The sequence below is a fragment of the Prevotella melaninogenica ATCC 25845 genome (assembly GCF_000144405.1).
Taxonomy (GTDB): domain Bacteria; phylum Bacteroidota; class Bacteroidia; order Bacteroidales; family Bacteroidaceae; genus Prevotella; species Prevotella melaninogenica.
This window is the reverse complement of sequence record NC_014370.1, coordinates 1473031-1494970: the sequence shown is the minus strand read 5'-3', so window position 1 is coordinate 1494970 and position 21940 is coordinate 1473031. Positions and strand designations below refer to the sequence as shown.

The following is a 21940-nucleotide window of genomic DNA, read 5'->3' as shown; positions in this document are numbered from 1 at the left end:
ATTAGTTAGTATTAACTTTCAGGAGTTGATTTGTTCTCTCTAATCTCCCCTCCTTTGGAGGGGTTGGGGGAGGTTTAACTCAACATCTGTGTGAGGAAAACGTCACTGAAGAGAATCAGTACGCTTGAGCAGACTACAGCATCTGTAGATGCCTTACCGACCTCAACACTTCCGCCCTTCACCGTGTAGCCCATATAAGACGATACACTTGAAATGATAAAGGCAAAGAAGAATCCCTTGATGATACTCATCCACATAAACCACGGATTGAAATCATGTTGCAAACCAGCAGTCAAATCTACTGGTGTGATGATATGTGCAAGGTAGGCTGTGGCGTATGCTCCAATGATACCTGTTGCTGCAGAGAAGATAACAAGGAATGGCATGATTGTGATGAGTCCCATAATCTTTGGTAAGATGAGGTAGCTGGCAGAGTTGATACCCATAATCTCTAAGGCATCTATCTGCTGCGTCACACGCATGGTTCCTAACTCTGAAGCAATGTTTGACCCAACCTTACCTGATAGGATCAGACACATGATACTGCTGGAGAACTCCAAAAGCATAATTTCTCTCGTCACATAACCCGACACCCAATGTGGCATCCAAGGGCTCTGCACGTTAAGTTTAATCTGTATACATATAACTGCTCCAATGAAGAAAGAGATGAGTAATACGATACCGATTGAGTCTACACCCAACTGGGACATCTCTTTAACATATCGCTTAAGGAACATTCTCATTCGTTCAGGACGACTGAATGAGCGTCCCATCAATATAAGATAATTACCGAATGTTGTCAGCCATTTGAATAAAAGCATGTTCTTTCTATTTGATGTTCAAAATGCAAATTTAACCAAAATATCACAGAAAGAGAAAAGAAAGACATTATTTAATAGTCATGAAGGCTACTTTCGCTTTTTGTATATAGTATCTTTGGCACTGTTGTGTAGTTCTTTTAGGATTATATTTGTATCTTTGTGCGTGACAAACTATGAGTTGAAAGCTATGAAAAGTAATCCTGCAATATATGTGGAAGGGGTAGGTTGGCGTCGTGAGCGTGTGGCGTCGCTGCTACGGAGGCTTAAAGGGCATGACTATCAAGGGCGGTGTATCTATATGATAACGCTCTGTACGGAAGGAAGGCAGCCATTGTTGGGGAGGCTTATGCGAAGGACAGCAGCTGTAGCATCTGCCTATGTTGAGCCAACAGAGCTGGGGAGTGAGGTTGAGCGTTGTTGGAGAGAGATTCCTAAGCATTATCCAGAGGTGAGTGTGCTTGCCTTTCAGGTTATGCCGGATCATATACACGGCATCCTCTTTGTAACGCATGAGATGGCTGTACACCTGGGGAAGGTTATTAATGGGTTCAAGGTAGGCTGTAATCGGGCGTATCGGCGGTTGGTGTTGGGGAGTTCTGAGGCAATGCCTCAGAAGCAGGAACAGGAGGACAGAATAGGAAGGCAGAGGCTGGCTGGCTGCGGAGAAGGGGCGAAACAGCGAGGCTGTAAGCACCCAGAGCATGGCATGCTCTTTGCGCCGGGCTATCATGACAGCGTGCTAAGGGGGAAGGGACAGCTGGAGAATATGTTCAGATATATTGCTGATAACCCACGACGGCTGGCGATGAAGCGGGATAATCCGCAACTCTTTCGTGTCGTGAATAGTTTGAAGGTGGGTGAAAGAACTTTCTCTGCTATAGGAAATCAGTGGTTACTGGAGCACCCAATAAGACTGCAGGTGCGTTGTCATAATAATAAGACACCAGAGAATCTGCGCCTTATAGCCTTGCAAAAGGAATACTTCTTTGCACGAGGACGAGAGGGAGGAGTACTTGTTAGCCCCTGTATATCGGCTGGAGAAAAAGAAATAGCACGTGCTGCATTGGAGGAGAAACTCCCGCTTATAGTCTTGCTGGAAAACGGTTTTCCGCCTCTCTATAAACCGCCAGGGAAGTACTTTGATGCTTGTTGTGAAGGGCGACTCCTTATGTTGGCTCCATGGGCATATCATCACGAACGCAGGACTATCTCGCGAGAGCAGTGTCAAGCCCTTAATTCAATATCGGCAGCACTTAGTAATGAAGTGTGGACGACGGCATTCGAGCAGGAACTGTTAAGATATACTTCTGGCGAAGAATAGGGAATAGCCACCAAGTAAACAGGGCAGAGAACCTTCGTGAGAATGTCTTTTAATAGAAGCGTACACACGTAGCTATACATTTATCTGTATTGTTCTTTTGTTTCTTTTCACGTCTTTATGATTGCTATCTGCTTTTTATTTCGTAATTTTGCAGCGATAGCTTAAAAGAGAAAACTATGTCAGAATCAGATAATATTGTTGTGCGCCCAGAAGGCGAGGGAAGTATTCTTCGTACAGATAAACTGGTGAAGCGATACGGAAAGCGTACTGTTGCCAATGGTGTGAGCATCAATGTGAAGCAGGGTGAGATTGTGGGATTGCTCGGACCAAATGGTGCGGGAAAAACTACGTCATTTTATATGACAACGGGATTGGTTGTTCCTAATGAGGGACATGTATATATTGACGATCAGGAAATTACCAACTTCCCTGTTTATAAGCGTGCTCGTGCAGGTATTGGCTATCTTCCACAGGAGGCGAGTGTCTTCCGTAAGATGAGTGTGGAAGATAATATTATGAGTGTCTTGGAGATGACAAAGCTGTCAAAGCAGGAGCGCATTGATAAGATGGAGAGTCTGATTCGTGAATTCCGATTGGAGAAGGTACGTAAGAATCTTGGAGACCGACTTTCTGGTGGTGAGCGTCGTCGTTGTGAGATTGCTCGTTGTTTGGCTATTGACCCAAAGTTTATCATGCTTGATGAGCCTTTTGCGGGCGTAGACCCTATTGCTGTAGAGGATATTCAGCACATTGTTTGGCGTTTGAAGTTCCGTAATATTGGTATTCTTATTACCGATCACAATGTACATGAGACGTTGAATATTACCGATCGCGCCTATCTTCTTTTTGAGGGACGCATCCTCTTCAAGGGTACTCCAGAAGAGTTGGCAGCCAATAAGATTGTGAAGGAGAAATATCTCGGTACAGATTTCGTTCTTCAGAAGAAAGACTTCCAGTTGCTCGATCAGCGTAAACGTGCGCAGGAAGAGGCGAATGGTTTATAAGAGGAATATATCCTCTCTTTTAGATAGGCTATATTAGCCGTCAGAAAGGCGCAAAGATAAAGTATTCTTTGCGCCTTTGTTTATGCAAGAGTAAGTAAGTTGCGAATTATTTTCATGAAGAAAAATATTTTTTTTCATGAAAAGAAATATTTTTCTTCACGACCATAAATATTTATTTTCATGAAAATAATTCGAGTAAGGAGCCTTTCAGATATAAAGGGTAAGTGCAAAATAAAAAGCTGCTTACGGTAAAACACTATAAAAGAGTTGGCTGTAAGCAGCTTTGTTGATTGAAAAATAACCCCAATTATAGCCTTCCTTAGCCAATTATCTTGGTTAAAAAAACAAATTTCCACTTATATATTATAAGGTTATGCGATTTTTTAAGTATCTTTGCACTTCAAAGTCTATAAGGGGTAATTGCGCCCTCTTGTGAACTTATACTTTTGATAAATAATAATAAACATAAATATATAACATCAAAGATGAAAATTTCATTTGAGAATCCCGACAAAGTGAATGGCTTGATGACCATCACTGTTGAGGAAGCTGATTACAAGGATGAGGTAGAGAAAACTCTCAAGGATTATCGCAAGCGTGCCAACGTTCCTGGTTTCCGTCAGGGTCAGGTGCCTGTAGGTCTGATTAAGCGTCAGTATGGTCCACAGGTAAAGATGGATGCTATTAATAAGATTCTTGGTGAGAGCCTCCAGAAATATATCGCTGATAACAAGATTCAGATGTTGGGTCAGCCAATGGGTTCTGAGTCTCAAGAGGCAGTAGACTTGGAGAAACCAGCTCCTTACGAGTTCAAGTTTGATATTGCTGTTGCTCCAGAATTCAAGATTGAACTGAATGGCAAGAACAAGATTGACTACTACGAGATTGCTGTTGATGATAAGTTGATTGATCAGCAGGTTGAGATGTTCCAGAGCCGTTCTGGTCACTATGAGCAGGCTGAAACATTCGATCCAGAGCAGCGTGACTTGTTGAAGGGTGACCTCCGTGAGTTGGATGAGAATGGAAATACACTCGAGGGTGGTATCACCGTTGAGGGTGCATCATTGATGCCACAGTATATCAAGGTTGAGGATCAGAAGAAGCTTTTCGATGGTGCTAAGCTTGGTGATATCATTACCTTTAATCCAACAGCAGCTTATCCTGATAATGATATCGAGGTTTCTTCACTCTTGAAGATTAAGAAGGAGGAGGTTGCTGAGCACAAGGGTGACTTCTCTTATCAGATTACAGAGATTTCACGCTTCGTTAAGGCTGAGAACAACGCTGAGCTTTGGAAGAGTGTTTATGGTGAGGATGCTGATATCAAGGATGAGGCAGCTTTCCGTAAGGCTATCGCTGACGGTTTGACAGAGCAGTTGAAGGGCGATTCTAACTACAAGTTCATTCAGGATCTCCGCGCTTACTGCGAGAAGAAGGTAGGCGATTTGACTTATCCAGACGCTATCTTAAAGCGCATCATGTTGGCAAACAACCAAGATAAGGGTGAGGAGTTCGTAGAGAAGAACTATGCACAGAGCATCAAGGAGTTGACATGGCACTTGATTAAGGAGCAGTTGGCTAAGGATCACAACATCAAAGTTGATGACAATGATGTTCGTGAGAGCGCTCGCCAGATGGCACGTGCACAGTTTGCTCAGTATGGTATGACCAACGTACCAGAGGATTACTTGAATGGTTATGCTGATGAGATGCTGAAGAAGCGTGAGAATGTAGATTCATTCGTTGAGGCAGCTCTCGATCGTAAGCTTGCTGAGGCTATCAAGGAGGTTGTTAAATTGAACGTTAAGACAGTAAGTCTTGAGGAATTCAACAAACTTGTAAGCGAGTAATATTTTTAGAAAAATCTTCCTTTATATATAGAGGTTATCGATTTTTTTGCTTATCTTTGCTTTAGATATGCAGGCAAGTGTCGCACTGAGTGGCATGGTGTTTGTATAGATGACAATGATAAGGGAGGTCGATAACCTCTATTTTTTGTCATATATAAATTATAAGAAAGGAAAATAATGAACGATTTTAGAAGGTATGCTACAGGGCATCTTGGGATGAATGGTATGGTGCTTGATGACGTGATGAGAGCACAGGCGCAGTATCTTAACCCATATATCCTTGAGGAGCGTCAGTTGAATGTGACTCAGATGGATGTCTTCTCACGTCTGATGATGGAGAGAATCATCTTCCTCGGGACTCAGGTAGATGACTATTCAGCCAATACAATTCAGGCACAGCTGCTTTACTTGGACTCTGTTGACCCAGGTAAGGATATATCTATTTATATTAACTCTCCTGGTGGAAGCGTTACTGCGGGTTTAGGTATTTATGATACCATGCAATTTATCTCCAGTGACGTTGCTACACTCTGTACAGGTATGGCTGCATCTATGGCTGCCGTATTGCTCGTTGCGGGTAAGGAGGGCAAGCGTTCTGCCTTGAAACATAGTCGTGTGATGATTCACCAGCCATTGGGTGGTGTACAAGGTCAGGCATCTGACATTGAGATTGAGGCACGCGAGATTCAGAAGTTCAAGAAAGAACTCTATAACATCATTAGCGAACATTCTCATCAACCATTCGATAAGGTTTGGAATGATAGTGACCGTAACTACTGGATGACTTCAGAAGAGGCTAAGGAGTACGGTATGATTGATGAGGTTTTGATGAGAAAACCAGTAAATAACGCTTCAGAAGAAGTAAAGTAAAGGATAATAATGCCCCAAAAGAAATGTAGTTTTTGTGGTCGGGGTGAGAAGGAAGTAAAACTCCTTATCACAGGCTTGAACGGCTATATCTGTGAGGAATGTGCACAGCAGGCTTATAATATCGTCATGCAAACTGGTGCATTGGCGCAGGATCAGAGTGGCGATGGTGAGGCTTTCAAACTCAAGAAGGTTCCTAAACCAAAGGAAATCAAACAGTATCTTGACGAATATATCATTGGTCAGGATGAGGCGAAACGCTATCTTGCTGTGGCTGTTTATAACCATTATAAGCGTTTACAACAGCCAAAGGATGATGATGGTGTAGAGATTGAGAAGAGCAATATCATCATGGTTGGTTCTACAGGTACGGGTAAGACATTGCTTGCTCGCACCATAGCAAAACTCCTTGATGTGCCTTTCACGATTGTTGATGCAACCGTATTCACAGAAGCTGGATACGTAGGAGAGGATGTGGAGAGTATTCTCTCACGTCTCTTGCAGGTGGCTAATTATGACGTTGCAGCAGCTGAGCGTGGTATTGTCTTTATCGACGAGATTGATAAGATTGCGCGTAAGAGTGATAATCCAAGCATTACTCGTGATGTAAGCGGTGAGGGTGTACAGCAGGGTTTACTGAAACTCTTGGAGGGAACAATGGTTAACGTACCGCCAAAGGGTGGTCGTAAGCATCCTGATCAAGATTACATTCACGTTGATACTCGTAATATCCTCTTCATTTGTGGTGGTGCATTCGATGGTATTGAGCGTAAGATAGCACAGCGAATGAATACGCACACGGTTGGTTACAACTCTGTGCAGAACGTTGCGAAGATAGATAAGAATGACTTGATGAAGTATGTCCTTCCTCAAGACTTGAAGTCATTTGGTCTTATTCCTGAGATTATTGGACGTTTGCCAGTGCTTACCTATCTTAATCCGCTTGACCGCGAGGCATTGCGTAAGATTCTTGTTGAGCCGAAGAACTCTATCGTGAAGCAGTATATAAAGTTGTTCAAGATGGATGGCATTGAGTTGACTTTCACCGAAGCAGCACTTGATTACATCGTAGACAAGGGTGTAGAGTATAAGCTTGGAGCCCGTGGATTGCGTTCAATCGTTGAGGCTGTGATGATGGATGCTATGTTCGATGTACCTTCACGACGGATAAAGTCATTTGAGGTGACGGAAGAATACGTTCGTCAACAACTTGACAAGGCTCATATTCAGGAATCGAATACAGTCTCATAAAACCTATATATACAGCCTACTGATGTGAGGAATCCTTCGCGTCAGTAGGCTGTGTAATTTCTACAGAAACCGTAAAGAATCGGAAAATACCCAGCTATTAACATGACACAAGAAGTCAATCTTACCGAAAAACTAAAACACTATTTTGGCTTTGATAAATTCAAAGGCGACCAGGAGGCTATTATCCGTAATCTTCTTGACGGACACGATACTTTCGTACTGATGCCTACCGGTGGTGGAAAGAGTCTTTGCTATCAACTTCCTTCATTGATTATGGAGGGAACGGCGATTGTTGTTTCTCCGCTCATTGCATTGATGAAGAACCAAGTGGACGTCATCAATGGAATCAGCGAGGAGGATGGTGTAGCACATTATCTCAACTCTTCTTTGAAGAAAGCTGAAATCGATCAGGTACGTGCAGACATCGTTTCTGGTCGTACAAAACTGCTCTATGTTGCTCCAGAGTCCTTGAACAAGGAAGAGAATATGGAGTTCTTGAAGTCAGTGAAGATTAGTTTCTATGCCATTGATGAGGCACATTGTATCTCGGAGTGGGGACATGATTTCCGACCAGAGTATCGTAAGATTCGTTGTGCTATCGAAACGATTGGCACTGCTCCTGTTATTGCACTCACAGCAACGGCTACCGATAAGGTGCGTACGGACATTGTACGTAGCTTAGGTATTGAGGATTGTGCCGAGTTCAAAAGCTCTTTCAATCGTCCGAACCTTTATTATGAGGTACGTCCAAAGAAGAGTGATGACGATACGAATAAGCAGATTATCAAGTTTATCAAACAGCATACCGGTAAGAGTGGTATTATCTATTGTCTTTCGCGTAAGAAGGTGGAGGAGTTGGCGGCTATCTTGCAAGCTAATGATATCAAGGCAGCTCCTTATCATGCAGGACTCGATTCTGAGACACGCTCTAAGACACAGGACGACTTCCTCATGGAAGAGTTGGATATTATTGTGGCAACCATAGCTTTTGGTATGGGTATTGACAAACCAGACGTACGTTTTGTAATACATTATGATATCCCGAAGAGTCTTGAAGGCTATTATCAAGAAACAGGACGAGCAGGGCGCGATGGCGAGGAAGGTATCTGTGTTGTGTTCTATTCTAAGAAAGACCTTAATAAACTGGAGAAGTTTATGGAGGGGAAGCCTGTTGCAGAACAAGATATCGGTCGTCAGTTGTTACAAGAGACAGAAGCTTACGCAGAGTCATCTGTCTGCCGTAGAAAGATGTTGCTACATTACTTTGGTGAGGATTATCCAAAGTGTAACTGTGCTATGTGCGATAACTGTCTTCATCCAAAGACGAAGATTGAAGCACAGAAGCAACTTCTTATTATTCTCCAAGCAGTGAAAACATTGAAGGAGAATTTCCGCCAAGAGTATGTTATCGACTTCGTACGTGGCAGAGCTACCGATGACCAGAAAGATCATAAGCATGATGAGTTAGACGATTTCGGAGAGGGTGAAGACGAGAATCCAAAGATTTGGAATCCAGTTGTGCGTCAGGCACTCTTGGCAGGTTATCTTAAGAAGGATGTAGAGAACTACGGTTTGTTAAAGCTGACCGCTGCTGGTAAGCGATTCTTGAAGTCGCCAGAGTCATTCATGATAGTCATGGATACCGAATTTAAGGAGGAGGACGAGGATGATGAGCCAATGATGGGTACAGCGGTCCTCGATCCAGAACTCTTCTCCATGCTGAAGAACCTTCGTAAGAAGATAGCACACAAGTTAGAGATTCCTCCTTATGTTATTTTCCAAGATGTTTCTTTGGAGCAGATGGCAATGATGTATCCTATCAATGAACAAGAATTACAAAATATCCAAGGCGTTGGTGCAGGTAAGGCAAAGCGTTATGGTAAAGAGTTTTGTGAGTTGATAAAGCAACATTGCGAAGAGAATAACATTGAGCGACCCGAAGAACTACGCGTTAGAACAGTTGCAAAGAAGTCTATGCAGAAGGTAAAGATAATTCAGAGTATCGATCGAAAGTTACCGCTTGATGATATTGCCACAGCAGAGGGACTTGATTTTGATGACCTACTGACAAAGATCGAAGAGATTGTCTATAGTGGAACAAAGCTTAATATAGACTACTTCCTTGAGGATGTGTATGATGAGGATCAGATAGATGATATCTACGACTACTTTATGGATAGCGAGACAGATAGTCTCGATGCCGCAATGGAAGAATTAGATAGCGACTATAGCGAAGAAGAAATTCGGCTTGTACGCATTAAGTTCTTGTCAGAGATGGCTAACTAATACAATACATCATTATTAATGGGTGTATAACTCTTTATCTGTAGGGATACACAGCTCGTGTGTCCCTATGGCATATAATAGAAATCTTCTTAATCTATGACCTGAATACAAACCTCTGAGCCTTAATCTACTTATTGTTAACCGTAATTCTGTTGTAAATCTTAATAATGTAATTAATTCGTTCCATTTATTTGGATATATGTAATCTATTTGTTACCTTTGCTTATGGAAGTTAATCGTGATATAAGGATGACGGAGACTTTTACTGAGTTTCTAAAAGCCTTAGAGCCGAAAGTTAGAAAAAAGTATCTATATGTGATACAGGTTCTTAAAACAGAATCTGTTGTTAGTGAAAAGTTTATCAAGCATTTAGAGAATACGAACTTATATGAGATGAGAGTTTCTCTTTCATCAAATGAGTATAGAACCATTGTATTTTCAATTGATGCAGTAAATATAATCTCTGCGACTAAGGTGCTTCTGTTGAATTCTTTTCTAAAGAAAGATACGAAGCAATATAGAAGTGAAATCAACAAAGCTGTAAAGCTGTTAGAAGAATGGAGAACTGAGTATGAAGAAGATTAATGAAGAAAAGTGGAAGCGTTTAAAATCATTCGAAGATATTCTTAATGAAGAAGTTGGATGTGAGGATTCTCCGGAGCGTACCGAGTTTGAGGCACGTGCCAAGGCTTACTATTATGCAGAACTGCTAAAGGAACAGCGCAAGCAGCAGAAGATGACCCAGCAACAGTTGGCGGATAAGATAGGTAAGAAGCGAGAGTATATCTCAAATATTGAGCGTGGAAACAGTGATATGCAGCTTTCTACTTTTATGCAGATTGCGAATGCTTTAGGACTTCGTTTTGCCTTGGTGATAGGGTAGTTACGCTGGTGAAAAGTAGCAAGTTGAGTTCGTTTCGGCAATATATTGCAAGGTGTTTAGCACTCAGCACTAATGGTGTTTACCAACAGCACGATGTGTGCGGGGCGTCAGCACGATATGTGCGGAGCAATAATATGTTATCTGAAGATGGGAATATAGAGTGCTAATGGTCAGTATAACGAATATTTTAAGACGATGATGGCAAACTAACATGGGAAGTGTTTACCAGAAAGTTTTTAAAATATCTTTTTGTTTTCCATGTAGCTAAATCAATAAAGAGGCTGAATCAGAAAGTGGTCAGTGGTTAATGAAGAGTGGTACGAGTTTAGTCAATTCTTCGATTAAGCCTTCTGACAAATGCCTATGGTGTGCATTTCTACTTCTGATTCAGCCTCTTGGCTATTTATTCAATGTTTTTGTATTATTCTGCGCAGTTCTGTGAGCTAACAGCAACGAGCATCCAAACAGTCTTTTCCTGCTCCTTGAGGAAGTCGCTTACCAATGAAACTGTTGTGTCATCGTGTGCCTCAGAAGCAACTTCGATAATTCTACGCTCACGAGCAATCAGTGTCTTGTAGTAATCGAGAAGCAAGTCGAGAGCCTCTTTGCTGCAACTAACAACGTCAGCCTCTTTGATTTCAGCAGTTTGCAGATATACACTGAAACGGCTCTCTGGGGTACTACCCAACTGAAGGATACGCTCTGCTACCTCATCAACCTTCTCTGTAGCATCGTTGTAAAGTTCCTCATACTTGCTATGCAATACAAAGAAACCATGTCCTTTTACGTTCCAGTGGAAATTACGGAGGTTGCTGTAGAACACCTGAAAATCTGCCAGCAAAACTGAAAGTTCATTTACTACGTTCTCTACTTTCTTTTCGTTTAACCCTAATACTTCTAATCTTTTCATCTTGAATATGTTTTTAAGTTGTTGTTTCTTGTTTACGAGTGCAAAGTTAGTGGGTTTTTCAATCTACCACAACAGATAAAATCTATGTACTAATTGATATAATCTATGTTTGCTTATTATTGATTGATAATGAGGATATTATTGTCGATGTATAGACTTTTGGCGAGTATGGATTTGTACTTGATGTTTTATAGTTACTGGCGAAAAGCAGGGAGTATGTTAAGGAATAAATATTAAATACTTTTAATAAGGTGTGAGAAAAACTGGAAAAAGCCTGTCTGTTTGATTTTAAATTGCTAAATTTGCATGCAATAAATTTCTAAAATACAATTATGTCATCATTTGTTGCAGACAAAATCACGATGGACGGCTTAACCTACGATGACGTCCTTTTAATTCCGGCTTATTCAGAAGTACTGCCTAAAGAGGTAGTCTTGAAAACCAAGTTTTCACGTAACATTGATCTTAATGTGCCTTTCGTTACGGCAGCTATGGACACCGTTACAGAGAGTTCTATGGCGATTGCGATTGCGCGTGAAGGTGGTATCGGTGTGATTCATAAGAACATGAGCATCGAAGACCAGGCACGTCAGGTGGCTATTGTGAAGCGAGCTGAGAATGGTATGATTTACGATCCTGTTACTATCCTTAAGGGGCGTACAGTGAAGGATGCACTTGAGATGATGGCAGACTACCATATCGGTGGTATTCCTGTAGTAGATGAGGAGAATCATCTCGTGGGTATTGTTACCAATCGTGACCTTCGTTTCGAGCGTCATTTGGATAAACTTATTGATGATGTGATGACCAAGGATAACCTTGTGACAACTCATCAGCAAACTGATCTTACTGCAGCTGCGCATATTTTGCAAGAGAATAAGATTGAGAAATTACCAGTAGTCGACCGTGAGAATCGTCTCGTTGGTTTGATTACTTATAAAGATATTACCAAAGCCAAGGATAAGCCTATGGCATGTAAGGACGAGAAGGGTCGTCTTCGTGTTGCTGCTGGTGTTGGTGTGACTGCTGATACAATGGAGCGCGCACAGGCACTTGTTGCTGCTGGTGTTGATGCTATCGTTATTGATACTGCTCACGGACACTCTGCCGGTGTGATTGGAAAGCTTCATGATGTGAAGACAGCCTTCCCTAACCTTGATGTTGTTGTGGGTAACATTGCAACTGGTGAGGCTGCTAAGTTCTTGGTCGACAATGGTGCTGATGCAGTTAAGGTTGGTATCGGTCCTGGTTCTATCTGTACAACACGTGTTGTTGCAGGTGTTGGCGTACCACAGTTGAGTGCTATCTATGATGTTTGCAAGGCATTGGAAGGTACTGGTGTGCCATTGATTGCTGATGGTGGTTTACGTTACTCAGGCGATGTTGTTAAGGCATTGGCAGCAGGTGGCAGCAGCGTGATGGTAGGCTCATTGGTTGCTGGTACAGAAGAGTCACCTGGTGACACAATTATCTTCAACGGACGTAAGTTCAAGAGCTATCGTGGTATGGGCTCATTGGAGGCTATGGAGCAGAAGAATGGTTCACGTGACCGTTACTTCCAGAATGATGTAGGCGATGTTAAGAAGCTTGTTCCAGAGGGTATCGCTGGTCGTGTTCCTTACAAGGGAACTGTTCAGGAAGTTATCTATCAGCTTGTTGGTGGTCTTCGCTCAGGTATGGGATATTGTGGTGCAGCTTCTATCGAAGACTTGCATAATGCTAAGTTTACTCGTATCACCAATGCTGGTGTATTGGAGAGTCATCCACATGATATTTCAATTACCAGTGAGGCACCAAACTATTCGCGTCCAGAATAATATAAAAGACGATAAATCATTCGCCCTCTTTCCTGTTTTTCAGGGGAGAGGGTCCCTGCGTTAAAAGAATAACAATGAAATTCAAAGTAATTCTGTCAGCCCTCTTGCTTTCAACGACAATGGCATATGGGCAGACTGACCCAACAATAATGACTATTAACGGACAGCCGGTGAGCCGTTCGGAATTTGAGTATTCGTATAATAAGAATAACGCTGAAGGTGTGATTGATAAGAAGAGTGTGGATGAGTATGTTGACCTCTTTATCAATTATAAACTGAAGGTACAGGCTGCACTTGATGCGCATCTTGATACGCTCAGCTCTTTCAAAAAGGAGTTTCTTAGTTATCGCAACCAGCAGGTGCGCCCAACTTTCATCACAGATGCTGACGTTGAGGCGGAAGGACGTAAACTTTATCGTGAAGCACAGCAACAGGTAGAGGCTAATGGTGGTATGTGGAACTGTGCACATATCCTCATCGGTTTGTATCAGAATGCTGATAAGGAAGCTGCAGAAGCAGCAAAGCAGTTGGCAGACTCTCTCTATAACGCTCTTCGTGGTGGTGCAGACTTTGCTGAACTTGCTAAGAAATATTCTACAGATGTTAACTCTGCCATGAATGGTGGGCAGTTGTTACATCTTCAGAAAGGACAGACAGTGCCTGAGTTTGAGAAGGCTCTGTTTGCTTTGAAGCCAGGCGAGATAAGTGCTCCTGTACTTTCTCCTTTTGGTTATCATATCATTAAGATGGGTGGCCGTGAGAGTTTCCCTACTTATGAAACTCTTCGTCCAGAGATTATGCAGTATATCGAGATGCAAGGGTTGCGTGAGCAGATTATTGATCAGAAACTCGATTCTATTGTAGAGAGTGAGGGCAAGACGGTCACACAGGATCAACTGCTCGACAGAAAACTCGCTTCTTTGGAGGAGAAAGATGCAAGCATGAAGAATCTTATCCGTGAGTATCATGATGGTTTGCTGATGATTGAAATGAGTAACCGTGAGGTCTGGGATAAGGCAGCTAAGGATGAAAAGGCACTTGAAGCCTATTTCCGTAAGCATAAAAAACAATATAAGTGGACTGAACCACGTTTTAAGGGTATTGCCTATCACGTGAAAACAAAGGAAGATGTTGAGGCTGTGAAGGCATGTGTGAGGCATGTTCCTTTCAATCAGTGGGCAGAGAAACTGCGTGATAAGTTCAATGCTGACAATACTATCCGTATTCGTGTGGAGAAAGGTATCTTCCGAAAGGGTGATAATGCGCTGGTAGACCGTGATGTTTTCGGTGCGAAGACGACTGTGAAACCAGTTAATGGATATCCTATTGATGCCGTATTCGGTAAGAAGATAAAGGCTCCTGAGGGGATGGAAGATGTACGCGACCTTGTTGTTTCCAACTATCAGGAGGAACTTGAGAAGGCATGGGTAGAAGCATTGCGCAAAAAGTATAAAGTAGTTGTTGATAAGAAGGTTCTTTCAACAGTCAATAAGCATTAAGATAATACAGCATTTCAATGAAAATAAATAAAGGAAAGACAATAGTCCTGCTTGCAGGAACAGTTCTTACAGCAATGGGTTTGCATGCTGGTGCATTCCGTGCAAGCGGTCCTGTTGCTCTGTCAGACTCTGTAAAGACTGAGATAGCTGCCGTAGATAAGCCAAATAGTGTTGTTGATGAGGTTATTTGGGTAGTTGGTGATGAACCTATCTTGAAGTCTGAAGTTGAGATAATGAGACTGCAAAGTGAGGCTGAAGGTATGAAATGGAATGGCGACCCTGAATGTATTCTACCTGAACAGATAGCTGTTCAAAAGCTTTTCCTCCATCAGGCAGCCCTCGACAGTGTTGAGGTGAGCGAGTCGGAGATAGCACGTGGTATAGATGATCAGATTAATTACTGGATTTCTCTTCCACAGATTGGCTCAAAGGAGAAGCTCGAGGCGTTCCAGAATAAGAGTATGACTCAGATTCGCCAAGACCTGCATGACGATTATAAGAATCGTTTGCTTGTACAGAAGGTACAGCAGAATCTGGTTAATGACGTGGCTGTTTCCCCTGCTGAGGTACGCGAATACTTTAAGAAGTTGCCAGTGGATAGTATTCCAATGATTCCAACAACGGTTGAAGTAGAGATACTTACGCAGACTCCAAAGATTGAGACAGAGGAGATAAATCGTATTAAGAACCAACTGCGTGACTATACTGACCGTGTGACGAAGGGCGAGACTTCTTTTGCTACATTGGCACGTCTCTACTCAGAAGACCCAGGTTCTGCTCGTCAAGGTGGCGAGTTAGGTTATATGGGACGTGGTGTACTCGACCCTGCATTTGCTGCTGCAGCCTTTAATCTTACTGACCCAAAGAAGATTTCAAAGGTTGTTGAGAGTGAGTTTGGCTACCATATTATCCAACTTATTGACCGTCGTGGTGATAAGGTTAATGTCCGTCATATCCTCTTGAAGCCAAATGTATCAATAGCTTCTATCGATGCAGCTAAGGAGCGTTTGGATTCTATTGGTAAGGATATCAAGAGTGGTAAGTTTACATTCGAGGATGCAACGGCTTATCTTTCTGATGATAAAGATACGAAGAACAACCATGGATTGATGGTTAACTCTGTAGAGAACACTCGCACTTCACGCTTTAAGATGAAGGAACTGCCAACAGAGGTGGCTCGTGTTGTTGATACGATGAAGGTTGACGAGGTCTCTATGCCATTCCAAATGGTTAATGCTCGTGGTAAGGTTGTTTGTGCTATCGTAAAGTTGAAGGCACGTGTACCAGAACACCGAGCAACGATAACAGAAGACTTCCAGACGATGCGCGATATTGTTACAGCTAAGCGCAGAAAGGAAGTACTGCATGATTGGGTTGTAAAGAAGGTAAAGGAGACCTATGTGAGAATTAATCCTCGTTATAGAAGTTGTAATTTCCAATACGAAGGTTGGCTTAAATGACAATAAACAACAAGTATAAAAACATATTTTGCGGGCATAGAATCTTGATTACTATGATTCTATGCCTGTTTGGGCTATGGCAATCCCAGTCGCTCCGAGCACAGAATGCAACGGAGAAGAAAGGAGATAAGTTCTATATTGACCATGCCGACAATCTACGTCATAATCAATTGGAAATGCCTGATGTGATGATTGCTAAAGGTGATGTTCGTTTCCGATATAAGGGTATGACACTTAAGTGCGATAGTGCTTATTTCAATGAGAAGTCTAATTGGTTCAAAGCTTTCAGCCGTGTGCATATCACTCGCCCTGGCGGAGTGAACCTTGACTGCCAACGCTTACATTATGATGGCTTTGGACAAATGGTTCATGCACGCGGTAAGGTGGTAGTAAGAGAACCTGGTCGCTCTCTCCGTTGTGATAGCTTGGACTATAACACAGCCTCTAAGGTGGCTAACTACTTCGGAGGACGTGGTACATTGGTTTACAATGGTAACACAGTTGTTGCCGATCAGGGTGATTACAATACGGAAACGCATGATGCCAACTTCTTTGGTAACGTTGTGATGTTTACGCCGAAGTATCGCATTACAACGCCAGAGGCGCATGGTAACACTGAAACGGGTCTTGTTCATGTTGTTGGTAAGTCGGTTATCAAGACTGCTAAGGGTGAAGTTGTACATACCAATGATGGTACTTATAATAGCAAGACCGACCAGATGGAGCTTAATGGACGCTCTACTATCACTTCCCCAAAGCAGGATGTTGAAGGCGATAATATTGTCTATAACAGTTCAACAGGAGAAGCAGAAGGTCATGGTAATGTGAAGATTGTCGATAAGGCAAACAACCGCACTATCATCGGTCAGGATGTGTTCTATAACGAGAAGACTGGTCATAGTAACGCACGTGGTAATGTTAAGATAGATGACCGTAAGGCACAGCGTGTTATTACAGGTGATGAAGTAACCTATAATGCTAAGAGTGGTTATAGTGCTGGACGTGGAAATGTGAAGATTGTCGACAAGTTAAAGCAGCGCACCATTACTGGTCGTGATCTCACTTACAACAGTAATACACACGAGGGAACTGGTGAAGGCAACGTTTACTACATTGATTATAAGGGTAAGCACGCTTTCTATGGCGATTATCTTCATTATACTGATTCCGCAGCGATAGCCTTTGGTGGTAATCCTGGTCCTGTGGCAAAGGATTTTTCACAAGGTGATACGCTCTTTGTTCATGCTGATACTATTAGTATGAAGGGATTTCATATGAATACTCCACAGATGTATCGTGAGATATATGGTGTAAATAATGTTCGTGCCTATCGTACAGACGTGCAGGCGGTATGTGGTTTTATGGTAGCTAACACCAAGGATTCTTGTCTAACGATGTATGATTATCCAATCGTATGGAGTGGTACGCGTCAGTTGGTGGGCGATTCTATTAAGGCATATATGAACGACTCAACCATCCGTCAGGCGTTTGTGTATGGCAATGCTTTCTCTATTGAAAAGCTTCCTGAACCCAAATACTACAACCAGATATCCTCTAATGACATGCGTGCTGACTTTGTCAATGGTGCTGTTCGTCGTGTTGATGCGTGGGGAAATGTGGAAGTAGTCTTCTATCATACCGATAAGGATAGTACGCTCATTGGGCATAATTATACAGAAACAGATACGCTTCGGATGTTTATCTCACCTGTTCGAAAGCTACAGAAGATATGGATGTCAAAGTCGAATGGCGTTATCAGTCCGATGACACAGATACCACCAGACAAGTTGACACTGCCTCGCTTTGAGCTTTTCGATGAGGTAAGACCTAAGGATAAGAATGATATATTCCGCCTTGCACCACGTAAGACGATTGCAACCGTACGTAATTCACGAGTGTCTTTACCACCTCGTCAGCAAATAGAATGACGTCTTTGGGTCTTATATACAGACCCATTTGACGTTTTATTAAGTAATACTCCACAATAAATAATGCTATTCTTCCAATCATCACGCCCCCGTCGTTTCCATCATGAATATATGTATGTGGACGAACGCAAGGAACTGCTCAATGATATAGAGCAGCGTGCTCGGCGTGAATTGAATGGTGAAGAGGTGCCTGAGGGTAAGTATCGGGAGGAACTACAGCGCAAAATCAGTGGTTCGCTGAAGCCTGAGGTGCTGCGCCATAGAGGTAATCGTTTTACGGCAATGTGGGTGTCGCTGATTCTTTCAGCAGGTGTCATAGCCCTTCTTACCTTATTTTTATTTTTTGCTTTATAGAATCATTCATGAGTGATATCATACAACTTTTACCAGATAGTGTAGCCAACCAGATTGCAGCTGGTGAGGTTATTCAACGTCCTGCCTCTGTTATTAAGGAGTTGGTGGAGAATGCCATTGATGCTGGAGCAACGCATATTGATGTGTTGGTGGTAGATGCCGGTCGCACTTCTATTCAGGTAATCGATGATGGAAAGGGTATGTCAGAGACGGATGCACGCCTTTCATTCGAACGTCATGCCACTTCTAAGATTCGTAAGGCTGACGACCTCTTCTCTCTTCGTACGATGGGTTTCCGTGGAGAGGCACTGGCTTCTATTGCTGCGGTGGCTCAGATAGAGTTAAAGACTCGTATGGAGAGCGAGGATTTGGGTACACACCTGTCTATTGCTGGCAGTCGTTTTACGGGTCAGGAGCCTTGCTCTTGTCCTGTGGGAAGTAATTTCTTGGTAGAGAATCTTTTCTTCAATGTACCTGCTCGCCGCAAGTTTTTAAAGTCGAATACTACCGAACTCAATAATATCATTACTGCTTTTGAGCGCATCGTGTTGGTCTATCCACAGATATCCTTCACACTGCACAGCAATGGTACAGAACTTTTCAATTTGCGTGCTTGTAGCTATCGTCAGCGAATTGTGGAGGTTTTTGGTAAGCGTCTCAATCAGGATCTTCTGCCGATAGATGTCGACACGAGTCTTTGTCATATCCATGGCTTTGTTGGTAAGCCAGAGTCTGCACGTAAGAAAGCACCTCATCAGTATTTCTTTGTCAACGATCGCTATATGAAACATCCTTATTTTCATAAGGCAGTCATCACGGCTTTTGACCGACTTATCCCACAAGGAGAGCAAGTTCCTTACTTTCTTTATTTCGATGTACCAGCAGAGAATATCGATGTGAATATTCATCCGACAAAGACTGAGATAAAGTTTGAGAACGAACAGGCTATTTGGCAGATTCTACTTGCAGCTGTAAAGGAGGCTGTAGGACGCTTTAATGATATTCCTGCTATTGACTTTGATACGGAGGGGAAACCTGATATTCCTGTGTTCAATCCCAATGTCGGAATGTCCGCACCAAAGGTAGACTTCAATCCTGCCTATAACCCTTTCAAACAGACATCTCAACCTGCTAAGTCTTCAGTTCCAGATGGATGGGAAGAACTCTATGCTGACTTAGGGTCTGGTGGTGAAATCCGTCAGTCAAAACTTTTTAAACAGCGTGAGGATGAGATGATAAGCAGTAGTTTGGGTACTGTAAGCGATACTGTTGAGGAAGGAACAATTATCCCTTCGGCAGCTACACAGTCCGCAGCAGAGTCGTTGATAGAAGACAAGGCACCCTCTCATTATCAGTATAAGGGCTGTTATATCATGACAGCTGTGAAGTCTGGACTTATGATTATTGACCAGCATCGTGCGCATATTCGTATTCTCTATGAGGAGTATTTGCACCAGTTGTCTGAACATAAAGTACATTCTCAGAAAGTACTCTTCCCAGAGATGGTTCAGTTCTCCGTCTCTGACCAAGTGGTTCTCGATCAGATTCTGCCTGAAATGGCTGAGATGGGTTTCCAACTTGATAGTCTTGGTGGTGGTAGTTATGCTGTTAATGGAGTTCCTGCAGGTATAGAAGGACTGAATGTCGTTGCGCTTATCAATGACATGGTAGCTTCGGCAATGGAGAGCGGAACGAGTGCGAAGGAAGAAATCGACCAAGCACTGGCATTGAGTCTTGCACGTAATGCAGCCATACCGCAAGGTCAGGTACTAAGTAGTATGGAGATGGATAATATTGTCAACGAACTCTTTGCTTGTAGTAATGTCAATTACACTCCTTCTGGCGAACCAGTAATTGCGATAATGAAGCAGCAGGATATTGAACATCTTTTTGATAGTTGATAGTCTTTTTTATGACTGTTTGTCTTATAAAGCCCTATTAGCCCAATCAGCTTAATAGGGCTTATTGTTTGTGTTAATAGCTAAACAATTTAGATATTAGTATTTTACTCTCTTCATCATGATGAGTATAATACCCCTTTCTTCCTATCTTTAGCCTGCTTGTTGATGCCCCGCACATGTCGTGCTGGTGCTTAGCACATGTCGTGTTGTTGGTAAACACCAATGGTGTTGTTGATAATTACTTTTCAAAATGTAGCTGAAAAGGAGTCAATTTGTTGGTAGTTTTTATAAGTCAATACGATATTCTTTCTTTTTAAAAAACGACTGAGTAAGAAGAATGTGCTACCTTATCTTTATAATGCAGCAGTAACTTACATTAATGTTCAACGTTAAATAAATAGTATTTTTTAGAAAAAACCGACCCTGATAGATTTTAATTACTATCTTTGTGAACAGACTTAGTATTGCTGGGAATCATTGTCAGCAATAAAGGAGCAGAATAGGTTAAGATCGTTAAATAATAAGATTATGAAAAAGTTATTGATAGTTTTGGCATTGGCTGGTGTGTCTATGACCGGTTTTGCCCAAGATGAGGTGCTCACTGAGAAGTATAGCGTTGCTACCAACTCGTTTTGGAGCAACTGGTTCGTACAACTTGGTGCAGACTGGAACGCATGGTATTCTAACCAAGAGCATGGGCGTGATGCAGCAATCAGTCCGTTGAAGGATTTCCGTTCAAAGCCGGGTGCAGCTTTCGCCATTGGTAAGTGGTTCACACCGGGTATCGGTCTTCGTACAAAGATACAAGGTATCTGGGGCAAGCGTGTCGGTGCTGACAGTAATCCTGCTTCTCAGCTTGATAACAGCAACAAGTATTGGATTGCGCAGGAGCAGGTAATGTTCAATCTGAGCAACCTCCTTTGCGGTTACAATGAGAACCGTGTTTGGAATCTGATTCCTTTTGCTGGTGCAGGTGTTGGTCGTTCTATGTCGGCTAACCGTTATGCAATGGGACTGAGCGCAGGTCTTCAATCTTCTTGGAGGGTGAGCAAGGGAATGCGTGTCTATCTTGAAGCTGGTTGGAACCGTTATGAAAGCGACCTTGATGGTGCTGCATATGCTAATAATGAGCGTCGTGGATGGGAGTCACATGACAATAACCTTTATGCAGAAATTGGTTTGAATTTCAATATTGGTAAGGGTACTTGGAAGAAGAGTCCAGATATGGAAGCTATCAATACACAGCATCAGGCAGCTCTCGATGCACTGAATGCACGCCTTCAGGATGCAGAGGAAGAGAATACACGTCTTCGTAATGAATTGGCAAATCAGAAGCCTGTTGAGACTGTTTCAGAGTCTGTGAAACAGTTGGTAACAACTCCTGTTTCAGTCTTCTTCGAAATCAACCAGTCTACGATTGCTTCTCAGAAAGATCTCGTAAACGTACAGGCATTGGCGAAGTATGCTAAGGATAATAATAACAATCTCCTTGTGACTGGTTATGCTGACAGCGCAACGGGTTCTGCTGATTACAACCAAAAACTGTCTGAGCGTCGTGCAACAGTAGTTGCCAACGAACTTGTTAAGATGGGTATTGAGAATAATAAGATTACGACTGTTGGTAAGGGTGGAGTAGAGACCTTGTCTCCTATCTCTTTCAACCGTCGTGCAACGGTTCAGATTACGGAATAAAATAAGTTCAATCAAGATATTTCTTAAATGCAAGTAGGGATACACGAGCGTGTATCCCTACTTTTTGTTATGATGATAGGAGTAATTGGGCTTATT

Annotated in this window: 17 protein-coding genes; 15 read left to right on the top strand and 2 right to left on the bottom strand. The window is 42.5% G+C overall.

All coding sequences use genetic code 11. From position 1 onward, the window contains the following. Nucleotides 1-74: 74 nt before the first annotated feature. Nucleotides 75-821, bottom strand: coding sequence for an MlaE family ABC transporter permease (locus HMPREF0659_RS05965; protein WP_004361547.1), 747 nt, complete (start codon nucleotides 819-821; stop codon nucleotides 75-77). Between the two features lie 187 nt (nucleotides 822-1008). Between HMPREF0659_RS05965 and HMPREF0659_RS05960 the strand changes: the two genes are divergently transcribed. The 8 genes from HMPREF0659_RS05960 to HMPREF0659_RS05925 all read left to right on the top strand — a co-directional run bounded on the left by HMPREF0659_RS05960 (nucleotide 1009) and on the right by HMPREF0659_RS05925 (nucleotide 10283). Further along, nucleotides 1009-2142: a transposase gene (locus HMPREF0659_RS05960; protein ID WP_044046002.1), complete on the top strand. Its 1134-nt coding sequence runs from the start codon at nucleotides 1009-1011 to the stop codon at nucleotides 2140-2142. A 176-nt stretch (nucleotides 2143-2318) separates the two neighbouring features. Further along, on the top strand, nucleotides 2319-3146 hold the full coding sequence (lptB, locus tag HMPREF0659_RS05955) for an LPS export ABC transporter ATP-binding protein (RefSeq protein ID WP_013264765.1): 828 nt from the start codon (nucleotides 2319-2321) through the stop codon (nucleotides 3144-3146). A 485-nt stretch (nucleotides 3147-3631) separates the two neighbouring features. Next, nucleotides 3632-4996 carry a trigger factor gene (gene tig / locus HMPREF0659_RS05950; RefSeq protein ID WP_013264209.1) on the top strand — a complete coding sequence of 455 codons (1365 nt, stop codon included), beginning with the start codon at nucleotides 3632-3634 and terminating at the stop codon, nucleotides 4994-4996. A gap of 177 nt (nucleotides 4997-5173) precedes the next feature. Then, nucleotides 5174-5866 carry an ATP-dependent Clp endopeptidase proteolytic subunit ClpP gene (clpP, locus tag HMPREF0659_RS05945; protein WP_013264462.1) on the top strand — a complete coding sequence of 231 codons (693 nt, stop codon included), beginning with the start codon at nucleotides 5174-5176 and terminating at the stop codon, nucleotides 5864-5866. A 9-nt stretch (nucleotides 5867-5875) separates the two neighbouring features. Next, a complete protein-coding gene (gene clpX / locus HMPREF0659_RS05940; RefSeq protein ID WP_013264944.1) occupies nucleotides 5876-7114 on the top strand; it encodes an ATP-dependent Clp protease ATP-binding subunit ClpX in 1239 nt (412 codons plus the stop codon). A 102-nt stretch (nucleotides 7115-7216) separates the two neighbouring features. Continuing rightward, nucleotides 7217-9400 carry a DNA helicase RecQ gene (gene recQ / locus HMPREF0659_RS05935; RefSeq protein ID WP_013263828.1) on the top strand — a complete coding sequence of 728 codons (2184 nt, stop codon included), beginning with the start codon at nucleotides 7217-7219 and terminating at the stop codon, nucleotides 9398-9400. A gap of 225 nt (nucleotides 9401-9625) precedes the next feature. Beyond that, entirely contained in the window at nucleotides 9626-9985 is a 360-nt protein-coding gene (locus HMPREF0659_RS05930; RefSeq protein ID WP_044045910.1) for a type II toxin-antitoxin system RelE/ParE family toxin, read from the top strand. Continuing rightward, nucleotides 9972-10283 (top strand): helix-turn-helix domain-containing protein, encoded by a 312-nt coding sequence (locus tag HMPREF0659_RS05925; RefSeq protein ID WP_013264206.1) that lies wholly within the window; start codon nucleotides 9972-9974, stop codon nucleotides 10281-10283. Before HMPREF0659_RS05930 ends, HMPREF0659_RS05925 begins: the two co-directional genes overlap by 14 nt. A gap of 421 nt (nucleotides 10284-10704) precedes the next feature. Here the strand turns inward: HMPREF0659_RS05925 and HMPREF0659_RS05920 are convergent, their stop codons facing one another. Further along, on the bottom strand, nucleotides 10705-11193 hold the full coding sequence (locus HMPREF0659_RS05920; protein WP_013264796.1) for a Dps family protein: 489 nt from the start codon (nucleotides 11191-11193) through the stop codon (nucleotides 10705-10707). A 332-nt stretch (nucleotides 11194-11525) separates the two neighbouring features. Here HMPREF0659_RS05920 and guaB point away from each other — a divergent pair, with 332 nt between their 5' ends. From guaB to HMPREF0659_RS05885, 7 genes are all read left to right on the top strand, one after another. Continuing rightward, the gene (gene guaB, locus HMPREF0659_RS05915) at nucleotides 11526-13010 is read left to right on the top strand and encodes an IMP dehydrogenase (protein ID WP_013265013.1); all 1485 of its coding nucleotides are present in this window, start codon (nucleotides 11526-11528) and stop codon (nucleotides 13008-13010) included. Nucleotides 13011-13084: 74 nt separating this feature from the next. After that, nucleotides 13085-14509, top strand: coding sequence for a peptidylprolyl isomerase (locus HMPREF0659_RS05910; protein ID WP_013264390.1), 1425 nt, complete (start codon nucleotides 13085-13087; stop codon nucleotides 14507-14509). A gap of 17 nt (nucleotides 14510-14526) precedes the next feature. Further along, the gene (locus tag HMPREF0659_RS05905) at nucleotides 14527-15969 is read left to right on the top strand and encodes a peptidylprolyl isomerase (protein WP_013264646.1); all 1443 of its coding nucleotides are present in this window, start codon (nucleotides 14527-14529) and stop codon (nucleotides 15967-15969) included. Between the two features lie 53 nt (nucleotides 15970-16022). Further along, nucleotides 16023-17897: an OstA-like protein gene (locus tag HMPREF0659_RS05900; RefSeq protein ID WP_013264762.1), complete on the top strand. Its 1875-nt coding sequence runs from the start codon at nucleotides 16023-16025 to the stop codon at nucleotides 17895-17897. 63 nt (nucleotides 17898-17960) lie between these two features. Further along, nucleotides 17961-18251, top strand: coding sequence for a hypothetical protein (locus HMPREF0659_RS05895; RefSeq protein ID WP_044045909.1), 291 nt, complete (start codon nucleotides 17961-17963; stop codon nucleotides 18249-18251). A gap of 8 nt (nucleotides 18252-18259) precedes the next feature. After that, the gene (mutL, locus tag HMPREF0659_RS05890) at nucleotides 18260-20152 is read left to right on the top strand and encodes a DNA mismatch repair endonuclease MutL (protein WP_013263947.1); all 1893 of its coding nucleotides are present in this window, start codon (nucleotides 18260-18262) and stop codon (nucleotides 20150-20152) included. A gap of 528 nt (nucleotides 20153-20680) precedes the next feature. Continuing rightward, complete coding sequence (locus HMPREF0659_RS05885) at nucleotides 20681-21844, top strand: OmpA family protein (protein ID WP_013264334.1); 1164 nt, start codon at nucleotides 20681-20683, stop codon at nucleotides 21842-21844. Nucleotides 21845-21940 lie beyond the last annotated feature (96 nt).

Excerpts from the sequence above, each read along its gene's own strand:
- HMPREF0659_RS05905 (WP_013264646.1), top strand. The coding sequence starts at position 14,527 with ATGAAAATAAATAAAGGAAAGACAATAGTCCTGCTTGCAGGAACAGTT.
- HMPREF0659_RS05900 (WP_013264762.1), top strand. The coding sequence starts at position 16,023 with ATGATTCTATGCCTGTTTGGGCTATGGCAATCCCAGTCGCTCCGAGCA.
- HMPREF0659_RS05930 (WP_044045910.1), top strand. The coding sequence starts at position 9,626 with ATGGAAGTTAATCGTGATATAAGGATGACGGAGACTTTTACTGAGTTT.
- clpX (WP_013264944.1), top strand. The coding sequence starts at position 5,876 with ATGCCCCAAAAGAAATGTAGTTTTTGTGGTCGGGGTGAGAAGGAAGTA.
- mutL (WP_013263947.1), top strand. The coding sequence starts at position 18,260 with ATGAGTGATATCATACAACTTTTACCAGATAGTGTAGCCAACCAGATT.
- HMPREF0659_RS05885 (WP_013264334.1), top strand. The coding sequence starts at position 20,681 with ATGAAAAAGTTATTGATAGTTTTGGCATTGGCTGGTGTGTCTATGACC.
- HMPREF0659_RS05920 (WP_013264796.1), bottom strand. The coding sequence starts at position 11,193 with ATGAAAAGATTAGAAGTATTAGGGTTAAACGAAAAGAAAGTAGAGAAC.
- HMPREF0659_RS05910 (WP_013264390.1), top strand. The coding sequence starts at position 13,085 with ATGAAATTCAAAGTAATTCTGTCAGCCCTCTTGCTTTCAACGACAATG.
- clpP (WP_013264462.1), top strand. The coding sequence starts at position 5,174 with ATGAACGATTTTAGAAGGTATGCTACAGGGCATCTTGGGATGAATGGT.
- recQ (WP_013263828.1), top strand. The coding sequence starts at position 7,217 with ATGACACAAGAAGTCAATCTTACCGAAAAACTAAAACACTATTTTGGC.
- guaB (WP_013265013.1), top strand. The coding sequence starts at position 11,526 with ATGTCATCATTTGTTGCAGACAAAATCACGATGGACGGCTTAACCTAC.
- lptB (WP_013264765.1), top strand. The coding sequence starts at position 2,319 with ATGTCAGAATCAGATAATATTGTTGTGCGCCCAGAAGGCGAGGGAAGT.
- HMPREF0659_RS05925 (WP_013264206.1), top strand. The coding sequence starts at position 9,972 with ATGAAGAAGATTAATGAAGAAAAGTGGAAGCGTTTAAAATCATTCGAA.
- HMPREF0659_RS05960 (WP_044046002.1), top strand. The coding sequence starts at position 1,009 with ATGAAAAGTAATCCTGCAATATATGTGGAAGGGGTAGGTTGGCGTCGT.
- tig (WP_013264209.1), top strand. The coding sequence starts at position 3,632 with ATGAAAATTTCATTTGAGAATCCCGACAAAGTGAATGGCTTGATGACC.
- HMPREF0659_RS05965 (WP_004361547.1), bottom strand. The coding sequence starts at position 821 with ATGCTTTTATTCAAATGGCTGACAACATTCGGTAATTATCTTATATTG.
- HMPREF0659_RS05895 (WP_044045909.1), top strand. The coding sequence starts at position 17,961 with ATGCTATTCTTCCAATCATCACGCCCCCGTCGTTTCCATCATGAATAT.